The 19,305-nt window shown below is 70.3% G+C and carries 16 protein-coding genes; 11 read left to right on the plus strand and 5 right to left on the minus strand.

The features are described from left to right. Window positions 1-5: 5 nt before the first annotated feature. Window positions 6-602, plus strand: a complete 597-nt coding sequence (locus DEI93_RS07190; protein WP_111119094.1) for a hypothetical protein — start codon at window positions 6-8, stop codon at window positions 600-602. Window positions 603-617: 15 nt separating this feature from the next. Further along, window positions 618-920, plus strand: a complete 303-nt coding sequence (locus DEI93_RS07195; RefSeq protein ID WP_111119093.1) for a hypothetical protein — start codon at window positions 618-620, stop codon at window positions 918-920. Between the two features lie 5 nt (window positions 921-925). Here DEI93_RS07195 and DEI93_RS07200 read toward each other — a convergent pair whose 3' ends face one another. Further along, window positions 926-1,219 (minus strand): hypothetical protein, encoded by a 294-nt coding sequence (locus DEI93_RS07200; protein WP_111119092.1) that lies wholly within the window; start codon window positions 1,217-1,219, stop codon window positions 926-928. Between the two features lie 121 nt (window positions 1,220-1,340). Between DEI93_RS07200 and DEI93_RS07205 the strand changes: the two genes are divergently transcribed. Then, window positions 1,341-1,520, plus strand: coding sequence for an SPOR domain-containing protein (locus DEI93_RS07205; protein WP_111119091.1), 180 nt, complete (start codon window positions 1,341-1,343; stop codon window positions 1,518-1,520). Between the two features lie 201 nt (window positions 1,521-1,721). After that, window positions 1,722-1,880 (plus strand): hypothetical protein, encoded by a 159-nt coding sequence (locus DEI93_RS07210; protein ID WP_181434642.1) that lies wholly within the window; start codon window positions 1,722-1,724, stop codon window positions 1,878-1,880. A gap of 69 nt (window positions 1,881-1,949) precedes the next feature. Here DEI93_RS07210 and DEI93_RS07215 read toward each other — a convergent pair whose 3' ends face one another. After that, window positions 1,950-3,713, minus strand: a complete 1,764-nt coding sequence (locus DEI93_RS07215; RefSeq protein WP_111119192.1) for an NAD+ synthase — start codon at window positions 3,711-3,713, stop codon at window positions 1,950-1,952. 38 nt (window positions 3,714-3,751) lie between these two features. On the opposite strand from DEI93_RS07215, the gene DEI93_RS07220 reads away from it, so the two are divergent. From DEI93_RS07220 to DEI93_RS07240, 5 genes are all read left to right on the plus strand, one after another. Beyond that, window positions 3,752-5,089, plus strand: coding sequence for a glutamine synthetase family protein (locus DEI93_RS07220; RefSeq protein WP_111008781.1), 1,338 nt, complete (start codon window positions 3,752-3,754; stop codon window positions 5,087-5,089). A 77-nt stretch (window positions 5,090-5,166) separates the two neighbouring features. Then, the gene (locus DEI93_RS07225) at window positions 5,167-8,130 is read left to right on the plus strand and encodes a bifunctional [glutamine synthetase] adenylyltransferase/[glutamine synthetase]-adenylyl-L-tyrosine phosphorylase (RefSeq protein WP_111119090.1); all 2,964 of its coding nucleotides are present in this window, start codon (window positions 5,167-5,169) and stop codon (window positions 8,128-8,130) included. 564 nt (window positions 8,131-8,694) lie between these two features. Next, window positions 8,695-10,266: a glycosyltransferase gene (locus DEI93_RS07230; RefSeq protein WP_111008783.1), complete on the plus strand. Its 1,572-nt coding sequence runs from the start codon at window positions 8,695-8,697 to the stop codon at window positions 10,264-10,266. Continuing rightward, window positions 10,259-11,797: a glycoside hydrolase family 26 protein gene (locus tag DEI93_RS07235; RefSeq protein ID WP_111119089.1), complete on the plus strand. Its 1,539-nt coding sequence runs from the start codon at window positions 10,259-10,261 to the stop codon at window positions 11,795-11,797. The genes DEI93_RS07230 and DEI93_RS07235 overlap by 8 nt, the downstream gene beginning before the upstream one ends. Continuing rightward, the gene (locus tag DEI93_RS07240) at window positions 11,794-13,227 is read left to right on the plus strand and encodes a UDP-glucose dehydrogenase family protein (protein ID WP_111119088.1); all 1,434 of its coding nucleotides are present in this window, start codon (window positions 11,794-11,796) and stop codon (window positions 13,225-13,227) included. The genes DEI93_RS07235 and DEI93_RS07240 overlap by 4 nt, the downstream gene beginning before the upstream one ends. 218 nt (window positions 13,228-13,445) lie before the next feature. Here the strand turns inward: DEI93_RS07240 and glnA are convergent, their stop codons facing one another. Further along, window positions 13,446-14,870, minus strand: a complete 1,425-nt coding sequence (glnA, locus tag DEI93_RS07245) for a type I glutamate--ammonia ligase (protein ID WP_111119087.1) — start codon at window positions 14,868-14,870, stop codon at window positions 13,446-13,448. A gap of 138 nt (window positions 14,871-15,008) precedes the next feature. Between glnA and DEI93_RS07250 the strand changes: the two genes are divergently transcribed. Next, window positions 15,009-15,449, plus strand: a complete 441-nt coding sequence (locus DEI93_RS07250; protein WP_111008787.1) for an RDD family protein — start codon at window positions 15,009-15,011, stop codon at window positions 15,447-15,449. A gap of 172 nt (window positions 15,450-15,621) precedes the next feature. On the opposite strand, the gene DEI93_RS07255 is transcribed toward DEI93_RS07250, so the two are convergent. Next, window positions 15,622-16,335, minus strand: a complete 714-nt coding sequence (locus tag DEI93_RS07255) for a DUF4191 domain-containing protein (protein ID WP_111008788.1) — start codon at window positions 16,333-16,335, stop codon at window positions 15,622-15,624. A gap of 349 nt (window positions 16,336-16,684) precedes the next feature. On the opposite strand from DEI93_RS07255, the gene DEI93_RS07260 reads away from it, so the two are divergent. After that, a complete protein-coding gene (locus DEI93_RS07260) occupies window positions 16,685-17,707 on the plus strand; it encodes a hypothetical protein (protein ID WP_146244339.1) in 1,023 nt (340 codons plus the stop codon). A 5-nt stretch (window positions 17,708-17,712) separates the two neighbouring features. Here DEI93_RS07260 and sucB read toward each other — a convergent pair whose 3' ends face one another. Next, entirely contained in the window at window positions 17,713-19,242 is a 1,530-nt protein-coding gene (gene sucB, locus DEI93_RS07265; protein WP_111119085.1) for a 2-oxoglutarate dehydrogenase, E2 component, dihydrolipoamide succinyltransferase, read from the minus strand. Between the last annotated feature and the right edge of the window lie 63 nt (window positions 19,243-19,305).

Here is a 19,305-nt window from a genome sequence, read left to right on the forward strand (position 1 = left end):
ACATCATGGCTATCGGGGATGCGGCTGCGGCAGCGGGACTCGTCGTGTACGGGTCGGACCAGGACCGGTCGTTGGGGTACCAGAACGACAACCAGCGCGGCGATGATGTTGCTGCTGTGATGGCGCGGACGGATGCGTTGGAGGCGGCAGCGTTGAACCCGCCGCTGTTCTCCGCGTACCGGGGTGCGGCGCAGAACGTGGGGTCGAACACGTGGAGTGTGATCGCGTCGGATCGGTTCACGGTGGAGGTGAACAGGGGCTTCGCGTCGTGGGCGAACGGCGGTCTGGTCGTGTCCCGCGCGGGCGTGTACGAGGTGTCGTGCCATGTGGAGTTCCTGGGCGATGACTACAACCAGGTTGGCTGCCAGTTGACGGTGAACACGTCGTCGCCGGACACGGATAACACGTTGTGCAAGGGCGAGGTGATGGGTTCGGGTTCGGGTTCGCACAACGGCGGGCCTACGGGCTTCGGGATGCGGCGGCTGGCTGTTGGGGACGTGGTGCGGATGTTGGTGCTTCAGACGAACACGAACGACAACGTGTGGTCGTATGGGCCGTCGAAGCCTGACCTGGGGTGGACGATGCGTTGGGTTACCGCGTGACCGTAGGTTGAGCGGATGACGAGTATCGAGAAGCAGACAGCGCAGATCGTTCTGGACCTGCTCAGCGGAACCGAGGGCGCAACCAGCGAGGAGCGCCGTCAGGCGTTCCTTACCAGCGGGAAGCAGTTGCAGGAGGCCGGTGCGTTGCCGGTGGTTCTCGACGATGACGGGACGGCGCTGGTTGACCCCACGAAGTTCCTGATCGGGATCACGCTGGTTGACCTCTACCTCGTGCAGCGCCTCACAGGATTCACGGGACTGAGCCGTGAGGAAGTGATGTTCGACGCGCGCCAGTTCGTTGACTCGCTCGATATTTAGGAGTCCTAGGCGGTGAGGAAGTTGCCTACGGTTCCGGTGACGATGCCGATGACGAGCAGGGCGATCGTGAACCACTGCTTCCGTGTCGTGTAGTTGTCGAACAAGAAGCGTTCCCGGTCCGAGAGTTGGTCCGCCTCGGTCGTGCCTGCCGGGGGAGAGTTGCCGTCGATGCTGCGCTGCTGCACCGGACGCCGTAGCAGCCGCTGTCCGGCTCGGATGTCCTTGATGACCAGGAAGACACCGCCCGTCTCGGCTACGCACGAGATGGCGAACAGGACGCGGGCAAGGTTGTCCAACATGGGGCTGAGGGTAGGGCAGTCCCCACCTAGTCCCCAAAAACGTCTCTACGCCACTCGAACCCACTCGCGCCCACAGCACTCAGACCCGCGAGAATCCAACGCTCTGAGTATTCTGCAACACATGGCACGCATCGAAGAGCAGTTCTGGTTCAACACCACCACGCACCAGGTCGAACAGGGCATGCAGTCCCCGAACCGCGACCGCATCGGGCCCTTCGACACGCGCGAGGAGGCGCAGGCGGCACTCGACCGTGTCCGTGCGAACAACGCACGGTGGGACCAGGAGGACGCGCAGGGCTGACCGTCCCGCCGCTGCCCCGCCGATGTCCGGTTCGCGCGAGCGGAGGTCCGATGTGCGCAGGACCTCGTCCGGCTTGCGCAGTCCGATCGCGTCGCGACCCCGTCGGACGTACCGTCGGAGCGGGCGGGGAGGCTGACCACGGCGACCCACCGATGCCAGCATCCGGTCCGGTGTCCTCGCTCCGTCGAGAGGAGGCACCAGATGAGCCTGTACGAGTCCCAGTCCGGCGTGGAGCCGGCCCGCATCGCCACCTACCGCCGGCTCCGGCAGCAATGGCGCCGCGGCACGCTGACGAGCAGCGGTGGCCCACGGTACGAGGACTTCTTCAGCGACGACGCGTCGTCGCTGGTCGATCGCTAGCCGACACGAGGAACGGCCCGGCACCCATGGGGTGCCGGGCCGTTCGTCATCCGGCCGGGAGGCCCGGCCTCAGCGGTACTGCTGCGGCCGGTACGTGATCGGCAGACGACGGTCGCGTCCGAACGCCATGCCCGAGATCTTCGGGCCGATGGCACCCTGCCGGCGCTTCCACTCGGAGCGGTCGACCAGCCGGGTCACCTCGGCCACCGTGTCGGGGTCGTGACCCTCCGCCACGATGTCGGCGGCACCCAGGGCCCGGGTGATGTACCCGTCCAGGATGCTGTCGAGCACCTCGTACGGCGGGAGCGAGTCCTCGTCCTTCTGGTCGGGACGGAGCTCGGCCGATGGCGGTTTGGTGATCGAGTTCTCGGGGATCGGCTCGGTCTCGCCCCGTCCCGCGGCGAACCGGTTGCGCCACGTGGCGAGTTCCCACACGAGGGTCTTGGGGACGTCCTTGATCGGTGCGAAGCCGCCGACCGAGTCACCGTAGATGGTGGAGTACCCGACCGACAGTTCGGTCTTGTTCCCGGTCGTGAGCACCAGGTGACCGTCGAGGTTCGACAGCCCCATGAGCACGAGCGCCCGGGCGCGGGCCTGGATGTTCTCGGCGGCGAGCCCGGTCAGGTGGAGCTGGTCCTCGAAGGGGCGTACGAGGTCGGCGATCGCCTCGGTCCGGTAGTGCAGGCCGAGGCGTTCGGCGACGTCGTCGGCGTCCGAGCGGGAGTGCTCCGACGACCACTGCGACGGCATCGAGACGCCGTACACGCGGTCGGGGCCGAGGGCGTCGACCGCGATCGCCGCGCACACCGCCGAGTCGATCCCACCGGACAGGCCGAGGACGACCGAACGGAAGCCGTTCTTCTCGACGTAGTCGCGTGTGCCGAGGACGAGCGCGTTCCAGATCTCCTCGAGGTCGTCACGGGGTTCGGCGACGTCGCGGGGGAGTGCCGGGCGTTGGCCGTCCAGCGCGATGCTCCCGGGGGTGGTGTCCGGGGTGTCGAGGAGGACCCGGTGGACGTCCTCGGTCACGACCGGGTCGGTCGCCGGCGCGGGGTCGAGGTCGACGAGGAGCAGGTGCTCCCGGAACTGCGGGGCGCGGGCGAGGACCGTCCCCGCTTCGTCGACGACGAGGCTGTCCCCGTCGAAGACCAGGTCGTCCTGGCCGCCCACGATGTTGACGTAGGCGACGATCGTGTCGGACTCCGTGGCCCGCCGGGTGACGAGCGGGAGGCGGACCTCGTCCTTGTCCGCGATCCACGGCGAGGCGTTGACGACGAGGAGCAAGCCTGCGTCGGCGGCGAGCACCCGGGCGACCGGACCGCCCTCGCGCCACAGGTCCTCGCAGATGATGATCGCGACGTCGACGTCGGCGATGCGCGCGACGAGCAGGTCGTCGCCCGGGATGAACACCCGGTACTCGTCGAACACCGAGTAGTTCGGCAGGTGGTACTTGGCGGTCGTGGCGATGACCCGCCCGTGCTGGAGCACGCTCGCGCAGTTCTGGGCGATGGCGCTCGGCGCGGTGGTGACGTCCACCGAGCGGGGCTCGAACGGGCCGTCCGGGTGGCCGACGACGACGGCGACGTCCCCGAGGCCCTGGTCGGCGAGCCGGCGTGCGAGGGTCTCCACGGCCTCCCGTGCGGCGCGGAGGAACGACGGGCGCGAGGCGAGGTCCTCGATGGGGTACCCGGAGATCGCCATCTCGCCGAAGGCGACGAGGTCCGCGCCCTGCTCGGCGGCCGATCGCGTGGCCGTGATGATGCCTGCCGCGTTGTGCTCGAACGCCCCGACGACCGGGTTGGTCTGTGCGAGCGCCAAGCGGAGTCGGGGCATGGCCACTACCCTAGTGACGACCATCAGAAAGGGCGTGCATGGACAAGCAGACGGACTTCGTGCTCCGCACCATCGAGGAGCGCGGCATCAAGTTCATCCGACTCTGGTTCACCGACGTCATCGGCACGCTCAAGTCCGTCGCGATCGCCCCCGCCGAGGTCGAGGGCGCGTTCGCCGAGGGGATCGGGTTCGACGGCTCCGCGATCGAGGGCCTCACCCGCTCGTACGAGGCCGACGTGCTCGCGCACCCGGACCCCTCGACGTTCCAGATCCTGCCCTGGCGCGGCGAGGTCGACCCGACCGCCCGCATGTTCTGTGACATCACGACCCCGGACGGGCAGCCCGCGGTGGCCGATCCGCGCAACGTCCTCAAGCGCACGCTCGCACGTGCCGGCGAGCGCGGCTTCACCTTCTACACGCACCCCGAGGTCGAGTTCTACCTGCTCAAGAGCCTGGCGCTCACCGACGGCCGTCCGGAGCCCGTCGACCAGGCCGGGTACTTCGACAACGTGCCCGGCGGCAGTGCCCACGACTTCCGGCGTCGTTCGGTGCGCATGCTCGAGGACCTCGGCATCTCGGTGGAGTTCTCCCACCACGAGGCCGGCCCGGGCCAGAACGAGATCGACCTCCGCTACGCGGACGCCCTGACGACCGCCGACAACATCATGACCTTCCGCACCGTCGTGAAAGAGGTCGCGATCGAGCAGGGCGTCTACGCCACGTTCATGCCGAAGCCGCTGTCGGGTCGGCCGGGTTCCGGCATGCACACGCACGTGTCGTTGTTCGAGGGCGACCAGAACGCCTTCTACGAGCCCGGTGGCGAGTACCAGCTGTCGACGATGGGCCGTCAGTTCATCGCGGGGCTGCTCCGACACGCGCCCGAGATCACCGCCGTCACGAACCAGTTCGTCAACTCGTACAAGCGCCTCTGGGGCGGTGACGAGGCTCCGTCCTTCGTGACGTGGGGGCACAACAACCGCTCGGCCCTCGTCCGCGTGCCCCTGTACAAGCCGAACAAGGGGCAGTCGAGCCGGGTCGAGTACCGGGCGATGGACTCCGCCGCCAACCCCTACCTCGCGTTCTCGCTGCTCCTCGCCGCGGGGCTCAAGGGCATCGAGGAGGGCTACGAGCTCCCCGCGGAGGCCGAGGACAACGTGTGGAGCCTCACCGACGCGGAGCGCCGTGCACTCGGCTACAACCAGTTGCCGGCGAGCCTGGACCACGCGCTGAGCCTCATGGAGGACTCGGAGCTCGTCGCCGAGACACTCGGCGAGCAGGTGTTCAACTTCGTGCTGCTCAACAAGCGGCAGGAGTGGAAGGCCTACCGCGACCAGGTGACGCCGTTCGAGCTCGAGACGAACCTCGAGCGGCTCTAGCCGGACCGGACCACGAGCGGGTCCGAGCGCACGGTGCTCCGGGCCCGGAACCACCGCCGAGCAGGACCAGGAACCGCATGAGCGACACGACGACGATGACGTCGCGGAGCGTGTTGGCGCGCCTCGGGTTCGCGGACCTCGGGACGGCACAGGAGCGGATCGCGGCCCTCGGCCGTCGGGTTCCCGTCGCCGAGGCCGCGTCGACCTGGGGGGCCACGGCCGACCCCGACGGCGCACTGCTCGCGGTCGAGCGGCTGCTCGACGCCGCGCCGGAGGCCGTCGCCCCCGTGCTCGCCGACCGAGCAGCCACCGAGCGCCTCATCCGCCTCATCGGGGCGTCGGCGGGGCTGGCGGAGTTCCTCGTCCGTCGGCCCGGGGAGCTCGCCCTGCTGCTCGACCCCGTCGCACCGCCGGACGACGCCGACACCTACCGGCAGGCGCTCGAGCGGGCGGTCGACGGCGCGGTCGGCGAGGACGCCCGGGTCCGGCTCCGGGTGCGCTACCGCAGCCTCCTGGCCCGCATCGCGCTCCACGACGTCATGCACCCGGACGCGACCGAGGCGTTCCCGGCCGTCGCCGCGGGACTCGCCGACCTCGCTGGCGCCGCCCTCGACGTCGCCGTCGCGATCGCCCGGCGCGAGGTCCCGTTCCCGGAGGGCGACGTCGCCGCGACTCCGCTCGCCGTGATCGGCATGGGCAAGGCCGGCGCCCGCGAGCTCAACTACGTCAGCGACGTCGACGTCATCTTCGTCACCGAGCCCACCGAGGGCGTCGGCACCGACCGCGCGGTCCTCATCGCGACGCGCATCGCGATCGCCGCGACGCACGTCATCACGGATCTCGCAGCGGAACCGCCCCTCTGGGAGGTCGACGCGAACCTCCGCCCCGAGGGCAAGGACGGCGCGCTCGTGCGGACGCTCGACTCGCACGTGGCGTACTACGCCCGGTGGGCCCGCGAGTGGGAGTTCCAGGCACTGCTCAAGGCGCGGCCGATCGCCGGTTCGCGCGACCTCGGCGAGCGGTACGTCGCGGCGGTCGCGCCGTTCGTGTGGGAGTCATCCGACCGGCCCGGCTTCGTGGAGTCCGTGCAGCGGATGCGCGAACGCGTCACGGCGGCGATCCCGGGCGACCAGGTGGACCGGCAGATCAAGCTCGGACCGGGTGGGCTGCGCGACGTCGAGTTCACGGTGCAGCTCCTCCAGCTCGTGCACGGTCGCACGGACCCGACCGTCCGGCAGCGTGCGACGCTCGATGCGATGGCGGCCCTCACCGATGCCGGGTACGTCGGGCGTCCCGAGGCGGCGCGGTTCGGGCCGGACTACGCGTTCCTCCGGGTCCTCGAGCACCGCATCCAGCTCCGGGGGCTGCGTCGCACGCACCTCATGCCCGCCGACGAGTCCGACCTGCGCGTGTTGGCGCGGTCGACCGGGCTCGCGACGAGCGCCGAGCAGCTGCTCGCCCGGTGGCGCTCGGTCAAGCGCGAGGTCCGCGGCCTGCACGAGCGGCTGTTCTACCGACCGCTGCTGTCGGCGGTCGCCGCGACGTCGGCGGACGGCATCGTGCTCACGAGCGACCAGGTGCGGCAGCGCCTCGCGGCGATCGGGTTCGTGGACCCGGACGGCGCGTTCGAGCACATCCGCGCGCTCACGCAGGGGGTGTCGCGACGGGCGACGATCCAGCGCACGCTCCTCCCGGTCCTCCTGCGGTGGATGGCCGAGGGTCCGGCACCGGACCGCGCCCTGCTCGCGTTCCGACGGCTCAGCGACGCGCTGGGGGAGTCGAACTGGTTCCTCCGCATGCTCCGCGACTCGGACGGCGCCGCCTACAGCCTCACCGTCGTGCTGTCGGAGTCCGCGTTCCTGGCCGGTCTGCTCGAGCGGACGCCCGAGGCCGCACGGTGGCTCGACGACCCCGACGAGCTCCTGCGACCGCGTCCACGTGCCGCGCTCGTCGCCGAGGCCGAGGCGACCGTCGCGCGCCACGCGACGGACGACGTGGGCGCCGCCGCGGTCCTCCGCGCTGCCCGTCGGCGCGAGACGCTCCGGCTCGGCATGGCCGCGGTCATCGGGCGGATCCGGGTCGAGGAACTCGGTGAGGCGCTGACGGACGTGTCCGAGGCCATGCTCACGGGCGCGCTCGAGCTCGCGCGCCGGGGGACCGCGCCGGGGCTCGAGTTCGGCATCGTGGCGATGGGCCGGTTCGGCGGCCGCGAACTCGGCTTCGGCTCCGACGCCGACGTCCTGTACGTGTACCGCGCGGACGGCTGGGACCGCGAGGCCGCCGCACGTGCCGCCCGCCGCATCGTGACGCGCCTCGGGACCTGCACCGAGGACGCCCTGTTCCCCTTCGACCTCGACATCGGACTGCGGCCCGAGGGTGTGAACGGCCCGGTCGTCCGGACGCTCGAGTCGTACGCCGCGTACTACGCCCGCTGGTCCCTGACCTGGGAGGCGCAGGCGCTCCTCCGCGCCCGCGGTGCGGTCGGCGACGACGCACTGCTCCGGAACTTCGAGCACCTGGCCGACCTGACGCGGTACCCGGAACACCTCGACGACCGCGAGGTCCGCGAGGTCAAGCGCATCAAGGCGCGCGTGGAGTCGGAGCGGCTGCCTCGCGGCGCGGACCCCGCTAGGCACCTCAAGCTCGGGCGGGGATCACTCAGCGACGTCGAGTGGTTCGTACAGCTCCTCCAGCTCCGGCACGCACTCGCGATCCCCGGGCTCCGGACGACGTCGACCCTGCGGGCACTGCGCGCCGCCGAGCGCGCCGGGCTGGTCACGACGGACGACGCCGAGCGCCTGGCCGACGCGTGGCTCCTGGCATCGCGGGCCCGCAGCGCGCTGGTGCTCTGGACGGGCCGCACGACCGACGTGCTCCCCGTCGAGCGAGCCCAGCTCGAGGGCGTCGCACGGTTGCTCGGGTACCCGCACGGGTCGGCGTCGCAGCTCGAGGAGGACTACCTCGCGACGACGCGCCGCGCTCGGCAGGTGTTCGAGCGCGAGTTCTACGGAGGACCGGACCGGAGCCCCGTCGAGGGCTGACATTCCTGCGGACGAGAGCCGCCGGGCGAGGGTCGGTGCTCCCGGGCCGGCAGACCACTCGGATCTGCGCCCGACACGCCCGAGATGCAGATCTCGCGGGTGATGCGCCCGACGATCACGGGTGATTTCGTGTTGGCGCGGATCGTCCCCCGACCTGGGAACGGTGTACCCCGGCGCTCAGGGACCGCGCGGCTCGGGCCCGGCGTCGCGCGCGGTTCGACGCAGTGCTCCCGGTCCGGCCCCCGGACGACACCTGTCAAGCACGAAAACATGCTGTGACCAGGTGATCATGCGAGACCGACCGAAGCGGCGAACGGCCGTTCCAGCGCCGGAACACCGGCTCGATGCGGAACCGTCGGTCCCCCTTCCTGCTGTCGGGCGGACGGCGGACATGTCGGGTAGGGCGAACGACCGACCCTGATGTACCCCGTAACGCACGTGTAACACCCCCGGACGGGGGCCGCGTTGCGGACTCCGGCAGGCTCTGTCACAAATGAAGCACCCGAACTGACCCTGGTTCCCCGATGGCGCGGAATCCCACCTCGAACGCCGAAGCAGGGATCGATGTTCACTTTCATCCTCCAAATCCGCCAGATGGTCGATGGACACCCGGAGTTCTACTTGTTCACCGTGTACTCGGCGATCATCTGGCTCCTCTGGATCGCCAAGGTGGTGATCTCCGCCCGGTACCGGCCGTACACGGGCACGTTCACGGGGACGACGAGCGTCGTCGTCCCCGTCGTCGACGAGCCACTCGACCTCTTCCGTGACGTCATCGGCCGCATGGTCGAGCAGCGTCCGGGCGAGATCATCGTCGTCATCAACGGCGCGCCCAACGCGGGGCTCGTGCAGGTCTGCGAGGAATTCGCACCCCTCGTGACCTGGACGCACACCCCGATCCCGGGCAAGCGCAACGCCGTCAAGATCGGAACCGAGCTCTCGCGCGGTGACATCACGATCCTCGTCGACTCGGACACCGTCTGGACCCCCGGCACGCTCGACGAACTCGTCAAGCCGTTCGCCGACGAGTCCGTGGGCGGCGTCACGACGCGCCAGCGCATCCTCGAACCCGAGCGCAGCTGGATCACCCGCTGGGCCGACTGGCTCGAGAACTCCCGAGCCCTCTACTCGATGCCGGCGCAGAGCGTGCTCGGGCAGATCGGGTGCCTGCCGGGCCGGACGATCGCGTTCCGCCGCAGCATCCTCATGCGCGTCATGGAGAAGTTCATGACCGAGAAGTTCATGGGCGTGTTCCTCGAGGTGTCCGACGACCGGACGCTCACGAACCTCACGCTCAAGGAGGGCTACCGGACCGTCTACCAGTACACGTCACTCGTGTACACGGACGCGCCGCTCAAGGTGAAGAAGCTGTTCAAGCAGCAGCTCCGCTGGGCGCGTGGTTCGCAGTACAACACGCTGCGGATGCTCCCGTGGATGATCGGCCACGCCCCGATCCTCGCGCTGTTCTTCGTGACCGACATCATCCTGCCGTTCATGCTCTTCGGTGTCATCGCCGGCTGGGTGTACCGCGCGTTCACCGGTCAGGGCCAGAACCTCTACCAGGGCATCCTGCACCAGTACGGGTTCTCGACCGGCTTCGTCTACGTCGCCGCGCTCATGGTCGTCTCGAGCGTGCTCAGCATGGCGATCCGGCAGATGCGGCACCTCGCCGAGAAGCCGTCCGACTTCGTCCGCCTGCCGATGTTCATCATCGTCTCGACGTTCTTCCTCATGCCGATCCGGCTGCTCGGGTTCTTCCGCCTCGCGCACGCCTCGGGCTGGGGCACCCGCGCCGGTGCGTACGCGGGCGGACCGATGGAGACCGAGCCCGCCGTGCCCGTCCCCGGCCACGACAGCACCCCGCCCGTCAGCCCCATCGACCGGATCGACGAGGTCCGCTCCGAGGACGTCGACCGCGAGTTCGAGCAGATGTTCCAACTCGGCTCCTCGACCGGCGCCGACGCCACCAGCACCTCCACCACCACCGTCCTCGCGACGCGTCGGGACACCGTCCGGGACGCCCGCATCTCGCGCAAGGCGGCGGCGACGCCCGCCAAGCGCGTCAACCCCTACGCGGTGATCCCGTACCTCATCGGTGTCGCGATCTTCGCCCTGGAGGCACTCACCATTGTCTGAATCCATCCGCCACTCCGGAAGCTGGTGGGCCCCGTCGAGCAAGCACGCCAAGCGCACCGCCGTCGGGACCACCGCCATCGTCGTCGCCCTCGCACTCATCACGTGGGCCGTCTGGATCTTGCCCGGCAACGTGGTCAGCACCGCCGTGCACCACGCGCTGGGCGTGAAGACCCAGGCCCAGAAGACCGCGGACGCCACGGCCGACGCGGCGAAGCTGCAGGTGAAGCTCACCGCCGCGCAGCACCGCATCTGGAAGCTCGAGGGGCAGCTCCAGTCCGCGAACGCCTCCGGCGCCTCTCGCGCCGAACGTCTCGCCTCCTTGCAGGCGCAGCTCAAGACCGCGTACGCCAAGCTCGGCACGGCCGAGTCGGCGGCGTCCGGTGGGACCACGACCGCGTCCGGATCGACGTCGGGCGGGTCCGGTTCCGCCAGCGCCTCCAACGGGTCCGGCGGGTCCGGTGCCGCCCCCGCGGCCGCCGGGAACCCGGCCAAGGCGTCGTCGACCTCGACGGCGGCCGTCGCGGCCCCGACGAAGGCCGAGGTCCTCGCGCAGACGTCCCGCTGGTTCGGCCTGTACACGGACCAGTCGCCCTTCAACTGGGCGACGTACGACGACACCGCCACCAAGATCGGGACCGCGCCGAACATGGCGGGGTACTTCCAGGGCTTCGACCAGGACTTCCGAGCCGACGCGGTGCAGCGCTCGTGGGCGAACGGCCGGCTCCCGATGCTCACGTGGGAGTCGCAGCCGAACGCCGCTGGCAACAACGCGCCGGACCAGTCCGCGTACAGCCTCTCGCACATCATCAAGGGTGACTTCGACGCGTACATCACGAAGTACGCCGAAGCGGTCAAGGCCAACGGTCAGCCGGTCGCGATCCGGTTCGACCACGAGATGAACGGCAACTGGTACCCCTGGTCCGAGGGCGTGAACGGGAACACCCGGGGTCAGTACGTCGCGGCGTGGCAGCACGTGTGGAAGATCTTCCAGACCACGGGAGCGAACGCCGACGCCATCTGGGTCTGGGCTCCGTCCCGGGTTGACGTGCTCCCGACCGAGAGCACCACGGCGTGGAACCACCGCACGATCGACTACACCAGGTCGCTGTACCCGGGCACGCAGTACGTCGACTGGGTCGGCATGAGTGGGTACTACCGCTCCGCGAGCTCTGACCCGACGTTCGACACCACGTTCGGTGCGACGCTCCAGCAGCTCCGGCAGATCGCGCCGGACAAGAAGATCCTGCTCGCCGAGATCGGCGCGACCGAGACCGGCGGCAGCATCGGCTCGGCCAACGCACCGAGCCAGAAGGCCGCGTGGATCACGTCGCTCTTCGACGCCCTGGCCGAACCGCAGAACAAGGACATCATCGGGTTCTCGTACTTCGACGAGACCGCGACGACGATCGCGGACGGCGTCCGCAGCACCAACGACTGGCGCATCGACTCGCGCTCCGACAGCCTCGCCGCGTTCACGGCGGGCATCGCACGCACCGACATCGACTACGACCTGCAGGAGGTCAGCAAGTGACGAACAGCAACAGCGAGCACGCCGCCACCGGGCTCGACACCCGCCCGGCGCCCCGGATCAGCGTCATCGGGACCGGGTACCTCGGTGCGACGCACGCCGCGGCCATGGCCGAGATGGGGTTCGACACCATCGGCGTGGACGTCGACCCGTCGAAGCTCGCGGCCCTCGCCGCGGGCGAGGTCCCGTTCTACGAGCCCGGGCTCCCCGAACTCATCACCAAGCACGTCGCGAGCGGCAAGCTCCGCTTCACGGCGGACCTCGCCGAGGCGGTCGCGTCGAGCGATGTGCACTTCATCTGCGTCGGCACGCCCCAGCGAGCGGGTAGCCATGCGGCGAACCTCAGCTACGTCGAGAGCGCCACCCGGTCCGTCGCGGAGCACCTGACGCACCCGGGTCTCATCGTGGGCAAGTCGACGGTCCCGGTCGGTACGGCGGCACGGCTGCGCTCCCTCGTCGCCGAGTTCTCGCCCGCCGGCATCGACGTCGAGCTCATCTGGAACCCCGAGTTCCTCCGCGAGGGCAAGGCGGTCGAGGACACGCTGCACCCGGACCGCCTGGTCTGGGGCGGTGCCTCCGCGGCGGCGGACGCCGTCATCCGCGAGGTCTACGCCGCACCGATCGCCGAGGGCACGCCCGTCATCGCGACGGACCTGCCGACCGCCGAGCTCGTCAAGGTGAGCGCGAACGCGTTCCTCGCCACGAAGATCTCGTTCATCAACGCGATCTCGGAGCTGTGCGACATCGCCGGCGCGGACGTCACGACGCTCGCCGACGCCCTCGGGCACGACGTGCGCATCGGTCGCAAGTTCCTGAACGCGGGCCTCGGCTTCGGCGGTGGCTGCCTGCCGAAGGACATCCGTGCGCTCATGCACCGCTCGTCCGAGCTCGGCGCGAACCGGGTCGTCGGCCTCATGCAGCAGGTCGACGAGATCAACATGGGCCAGCGCCAGCGCGTCATCGACATGGCGATCGAGGCGGCCCAGGGCTCGGTGCTCAACCGGCGCATCGCCGTCATCGGCGCCGCGTTCAAGCCGCTCACCGACGACGTGCGCGACTCCCCGGCGCTCAACGTCGCCGCGGCCCTGCACCTCCGCGGCGCGCAGGTCTCGCTCTGGGACCCGGAGGCCGTGGAGACCGCCAAGCGCAGCTTCCCGACGCTCACCTACGCGGAGAGCATGGAGGCCGCGGTCGAGGGTGCCGACATGGTGCTCGTCCTCACCGAGTGGGACGACATCGTGCAGGCCGACCCGTCGAGCCTCCGTGCGCTCGTCGGTCGCGCGATCGTGATCGACGCGCGCAACTGCATCCCTGTCATCGACTGGGTCAAGGCGGGGTGGTCCGTCCGATCCCTGGGCCGGACCGCCTCGGTCGCGGGTGCACCCGTGAGCATCGCCGCCGGGACGAACGACTTGATGGCCACGAGTCGCTAGCCCCGCGGGGAACCGGAGGGCCCGTGTCGGCGGACACGGGCCCTTCGCCGTTCCCGCACACGGCCGGGAGGTCCGTCCCGCGTCGCGCGCTGCGGTGACGCTCGCGGGCGGCCCGGCCCGTGCCTCCCAATCCGTGCCTCCCGGCCGTCCTCCGCGGTGACGAGACGACGAGAGGCCCGCACCCTGCCGGGTGCGGGCCTCTCGCGAGCGGCTGCGACTCAGACGCCGAAGTACATCTCGTACTCGAACGGGTGCGGGCGCTGCGCGTACGGGAGGATCTCCTTCTCGTACTTGTAGTCGATCCAGGTGCGGATGAGGTCCTCGGTGAAGACGTTGCCCTTCGTGAGGAACTCGTGGTCGGCCTCGAGCGCGGCGAGGGCCTCCTGGAGCGACGACGGCACCTGCGGGATGTCCTTGGCTTCCTCGGGCGGGAGCTCGTAGAGGTCCTTGTCGACCGGCTCGTGCGGCTCGATGCGGTTCTGGATGCCGTCGAGCCCGGCCATCATCTGCGCGGCGAACGCGAGGTAGGGGTTCCCCGAGGCATCCGGTGCACGGAACTCGATGCGCTTCGCCTTCGGGTTCGTGCCCGTGATCGGGATGCGGATGGACGCCGACCGGTTGCCCGCCGAGTACACGAGGTTGACGGGGGCCTCGAAGCCCGGGATGAGCCGGTGGTACGAGTTGATCGTCGGGTTCGTGAAGGCCAGGACCGCCGGGGCGTGCTTGAGCAGGCCGCCGATGTACCAGCGGGCGATGTCCGACAGACCCCCGTAGCCGTTCTCGTCGTAGAACAGCGGCGAGCCGTCGCTCCACAGCGACTGGTGTGTGTGCATGCCCGAGCCGTTGTCGCCGAACAGCGGCTTCGGCATGAAGGTCGCGACCTTGTTCCACTGCTCCGCGGTGTTCTTGACGATGTACTTGAACTTCAGGATGTCGTCGGCCGCGTGCACCATCGTGTCGAAGCGGTAGTTGATCTCCTGCTGCCCGCCCGTGCCGACCTCGTGGTGGGCGCGCTCGAGCACGAGGCCCGAGTCGATGAGCTTGAGCGAGATGTCGTCACGCAGGTCGGCGGTCTTGTCGACCGGCGACACCGGGAAGTACCCGCCCTTGTACGCGGTCTTGTTCGCGAGGTTCCCGCCCTCTTCGCGACGACCGCTGTTCCAGGCGCCCTCTTCGCTGTCCACCTCGTAGAAGCTGCTGTTCTGCTTCACCTCGTAGCGGACGTCGTCGAAGATGTAGAACTCGGCCTCGGGGGCGAAGAACGCGGTGTCCGCGATGCCCGTGGACGCGAGGTACTTCTCCGCCTTCTTGGCGACCTGACGCGGGTCACGGGCGTAGATCTCGCCGTTCCGCGGGTTGTAGATGTCGAAGACCATGATCAGCGTCCGCTCGGCCCGGAACGGGTCGATGTAGGCCGTCGTCACGTCGGGGATGAGCTGCATGTCCGACTCGTGGATCGAGGCGAACCCGCGGATCGACGAACCGTCGAAGAGCTGCCCGACGGCGAAGAAGTCCTCGTCGACCGTGGAGGCGGGGATGTTGAAGTGCTGCTGGACACCGGGCAGATCCGTGAAGCGGATGTCGAGGAACTTGACATCCGTGTCCTTGATGAACGCGAGCACCTCGGAGGAATCACTGAACATGTGAGTCGTTCTCCAATGGTTGGTGATGGCGGGGGCCAGGAGGCTACCTCCGTCGAGGCTATTGACCCGGCATTTCCCCGACGTGACTGCATTGTTTCCGGCATGTTACGTGGCGGTCGGCCCAGTACCCTGGGTGGTATGCCCGGTCCGACCTACTCAGCCCCCGCCGCCTCGTCGGACACCTGGCCCGGGAAGGACCTCGGGCTCCCGGCTGAAGGGTCCCGGAGCGTCGCTCGGCTCGGTCGTCGGATCGCTGCCCTCGCGATCGACGGTGTCCTGGCGGACCTGGTCGCCGTGGCGCTCCACGTCTACCCGTCCGGCCGCGACGTCGCCGAGGGCTGGTGGGTCCTCGGGATCTTCGCCGTGCTGCAGATCGTCTTCATCGCCGTGCTCAGCGGCAGCTTCGGTCACCTGTGCGTGGGGCTGCGGGTCGTACCTGTTCGACCCGGGTACATCGGCGTGGTTCGGCCGGTGGTCCGCACGGTCCTGCTGTGCATCGTGATCCCCGCGTTCATCTTCGACCGGGATCAGCGTGGGTTGCACGACCGGATCCCGGGCACCGTGCTCGTCCGCCGATAGCCGAGCGCGCCGTCAGGGGACGAGGCGGACACGCGAGTTCCGCCCCCGCGAGCGGAGTGGGCCGACGTTTCGCCCCGGGAGCGGAGGGCGCCGACGATTCGCCCCGCGAGCGGAGGGCGCAGACGACGAAGGCCCCGCAGTCGAGCGGGGCCTTCGTCGTGATCCGGGGTGCTCAGCGAGGTCGCCCGGCACGCATGCGCGTCGGGTCCATGCCCTTCGGGATCGCGGACGCGGGGTTCTGGGTCAGCGAGTCGAGCCGGTTCGCGACGGCGACGACCTCGTTGCGGTTGAGCGAACGCTTCAGACGGTTCATCCGCCGTGGCAGCCGGTGCAGCGTGACAGCGTCCTCGCCGTCGCCCACGGCGATCACGTGGAGCGCGACGTTCGGCACGATGCGGTGCACCTTGCGTCGCTCCTCCTCGACCAGGCGGGAGAGCGTCGCCGTCCGTCCCTCGGTGATGAGGACCACGCCGGGAGTCCCGACGGCGCGGTAGACCGCGGCCTGCGACCGGGCATGCACGGCGACGGGCATCTCGCTCGACCGCCAGTTGCGGCGGAGGGAGTTCGACAGGACGGCGCCGACCGCGCCGGGCTGGCCGTCGATCTGCGAGTACGCCGCCCGCTCGGCGAGACGCCCGAGCACGATGAGGAACAACAGGACGCCGAGCAGCACGCCCGCGACGATCCAGAGGATCTGGGCGAAGACGGTCTGGTTCGGCAGCAGGAACGCCAGCAGGACGCCCGCGAGCACGGGAACGCCGAACGCGAGGATGAACCACCCGAGCGACGTCGGGTCGGCGCGCCGCGTCATCTGGAAGACCTGGAACATCTGCTTGAGACGTCCGGGCTCCTTCGCCGTCGGCTCCGGGGTCGTGGTGCGTGCCATGCGTCCAGGATACGGCCTGCCCGGACACCGGTGATCCCGAGGTCGGCGCTGTGGGCGAACGAACCGTCCTGGTCCGTGTGGAGGGCGCGGGAGCCGTCGTCCACATGTGCCCGGCCGCCCGATCGTTCCCCTGGTGGATTCCGTGGCGGGCCGTGGCGGCGTGGGGACCGCGATGCTACCGGGCATGGACGGATGGTTGCGAGGAAGGGACGGGCGACGGAACGGGCGGATCGCGCCACCGCAGGTCCGGATCACCCGGAGACCCGACCGGCGTACCCCGCGCGTCGACCGTGGACGGGGCCACGGTACCGAAGCGGACGGGGGTACCGACGTCGCCGAGGCGGTCGTGGTGGACGACCAGGGGTGGCCCGGCTCCTGGATCCCGTGCGTCGACGTGGACGCGGCTGCTGGCTTCCTCGGATGGGTGGCAGCGAGAGGTGTTGACGAGGACCGCCACCTCGTCTGCGTCTCCGCGCTGGCTGCCGGTCCGGACGGCCTCCCGATGGCGTTCGTCCGTCAGGTGGAGGGTCTCCCGCTGCCCATCGCGCTCGACGTGCTCGGCGGACTCACGGTCGGTGTCGCGGTGACGCTCGGGCTGCCGCTCGTCCGCCTCGCCGTGCGCGCCGCCGTGTCGGGCAGCACCCCGGGCCTCCTGCCGTTCGGCCCGGTGCGTCCGTCCGACGTGCTCGTGGACCGCTCGGGGGCGGTCGTCGTCGCCGAGCCGCCCCCCGGCGCATCCGGGGGTCCGCCACACCCGCCCGGTTCCGGCACGGAGAGCGCCATGATGCGTTCCTCGGCGGCGGGACGTCGCCACCGCGCGCCTGCCGGTGTGGACGGCCTGCTCGTGGCGTGCCGCGTCGTGTGGGAGCGGGCGGACCCGCGTCTGCCCGAAGTCGACCGCGTGTTGCGCGCACTCGACGAGGCGCGCGCCGACGTCGACGGCTGGACCGATCGCGTGCCCGCGGCGATGGTCGCCGCGGCGGTGCCTCGCCCGGTCCGATGGCCTCACGACGCGACGTTCCCGGGCACGGTCGCCACCGACAGGGCCTCGCCGGCTGCGGTGCATGGGGGAGCGACGCGGTGGGGCGCAGGGGGAGCGGTGCGTGCCGGCGCGGGCCACGGCGACGGCGCGTCCGCGCCGCTCCCGAGCCGCGTGGGCACGATCGTCGGCGCGTTGTCGGCCGGTCTGCCGGTACCCGGGGGTCGGCGGCTCCCGCTCCGGGTGGTGATCGGCGGCCTCTTGGGCGTGGTCGGGCTCGTCACCGGGCTCGTGCTCACGGGCGGGCCGCGCGCGGCGACCGCGATGCCGGTGTCGCCCGGTGCGGGCACGACAGCGGCCCCGGTCCTCGTGCGAGGACCGGGGCCGCCGTGATCGCGTCAGTACCCGAGGTGCGCCGTGAAGTCGCCCGCCTCGAGCCGGTTCTTCACCGCGACGAGGTACCGCGCGGCGTCGGCACCGTCGATGATCCGGTGGTCGTACGACAGCGCGAGGAACACGGTCGATCGGATGGCGATCGCGTCCTGACCGTCGACGGTGATCACCGCCGGCTTCTTGACGACGATGCCCGTGCCGAGGATCGCCGACTGGGGCAGGAACACGACCGGGGTGTCGAACAGCGCACCACGCGAACCGGTGTTCGTGAGCGTGAACGTGCCTCCGGAGAGCTCGTCGGGCTTGAGCTGGTTGTTGCGCGTCCGCGCGGCCAGGTCCGCGATGCTGCCGGCCAGTTCCGCGAGGCTCAGCTCCGCCGCGTCCCGGATGACCGGGGTCAGCAGCCCGCGCTCGGTGTCCACCGCGATCGAGAGGTTCTCGGTCTCCGGGTACACGATCTCGTCGCCCTCCACCGTGGCGTTGAGCTTCGGGTGGGCCTTGAGGGCTTCGGCGGCGGCCAGGGCGAAGAACGGCATGAAGCTGAGCTTCGAGCCGGTCTTCTGCTGGAACTCGGCCTTGTGCGCGTCACGGAAGCGGGCGACGTTCGTCACGTCGACCTCCACCACGCTCGTGAGCTGGGCGGTGGACTGCATCGACTGCACGGCCCGCTCGGCGACGACCTTGCGCAGGCGCGTCATCTTCTCGCGGGTGCCGCGGAGCGGCGACACCTCGGCGACGAACGGTGTCCCGCTCGCAGCCGGAGCCGTGGTCGACGCGGTAGAGGCCGCCGCTGCGGCAGCGGCCTCGGCGGCCGCGAGGACGTCCTCCTTGCGGACACGCCCGCCGACACCGGAGCCGGTCACGGTGGCGAGGTCGACGCCCTTCTCGTTCGCGAGCTTGCGGACGAGCGGGGTGACGTATCCGGAGGTGCCTGACGTGGTCGGGTTCGGGACCGTGGCCGACGTCGCCGGGGACTGCGGCGCCGCAGCGGGGGCTGACGGCACGGCGGCCGGAGGAGCGGGGACCGGCGCCGGCGGCGCGGGCACGGCGGCGGGCGGCGCGGGCACGGCGGCCGGCGGAGCGGCGGGAGCGGCCTGCGCGGCCGGCATCGGCTGGACGGCGGGCGGCGCCGGCGGTGCCGGGACGGGTGCGGGAACCTCGTGGTCCTGCTCGTCCGTCGGGGCGGCGAACGGGGCCTCCTGGTCGGCGGCCTGCTCGTTCTCGGGCGCGACCGGCTCGTTCGACTCGACGGGCGCGGCATCCTGCGCGGGGGCATCGCCGGACGCGCCCTGGTCGGAACCGTCACCGATGCGGACCAGCGGCGTCCCCACCTCGACGGTCTCGTCCTCGCCGACGAGGATCTCCTCGACCACACCCGCGACCGGTGACGGGATCTCCGTGTCGACCTTGTCGGTCGAGACCTCGAGCAGCGGCTCGTCGACCTCGACGCGGTCGCCCACGTTCTTCAGCCATCGGGTCACCGTGCCCTCGGTGACGCTCTCCCCGAGCGCCGGGAGGTTGACGGATTCGCTCATCAGGTGGACTCCTCTTCGAAGGCGTGGTGGTGTGGTGGTGCGGTGGTGCTCGACCGGGTCCGG

It is taken from the genome of Curtobacterium sp. MCBD17_035, from assembly GCF_003234815.2.
Lineage (GTDB): Bacteria > Actinomycetota > Actinomycetes > Actinomycetales > Microbacteriaceae > Curtobacterium.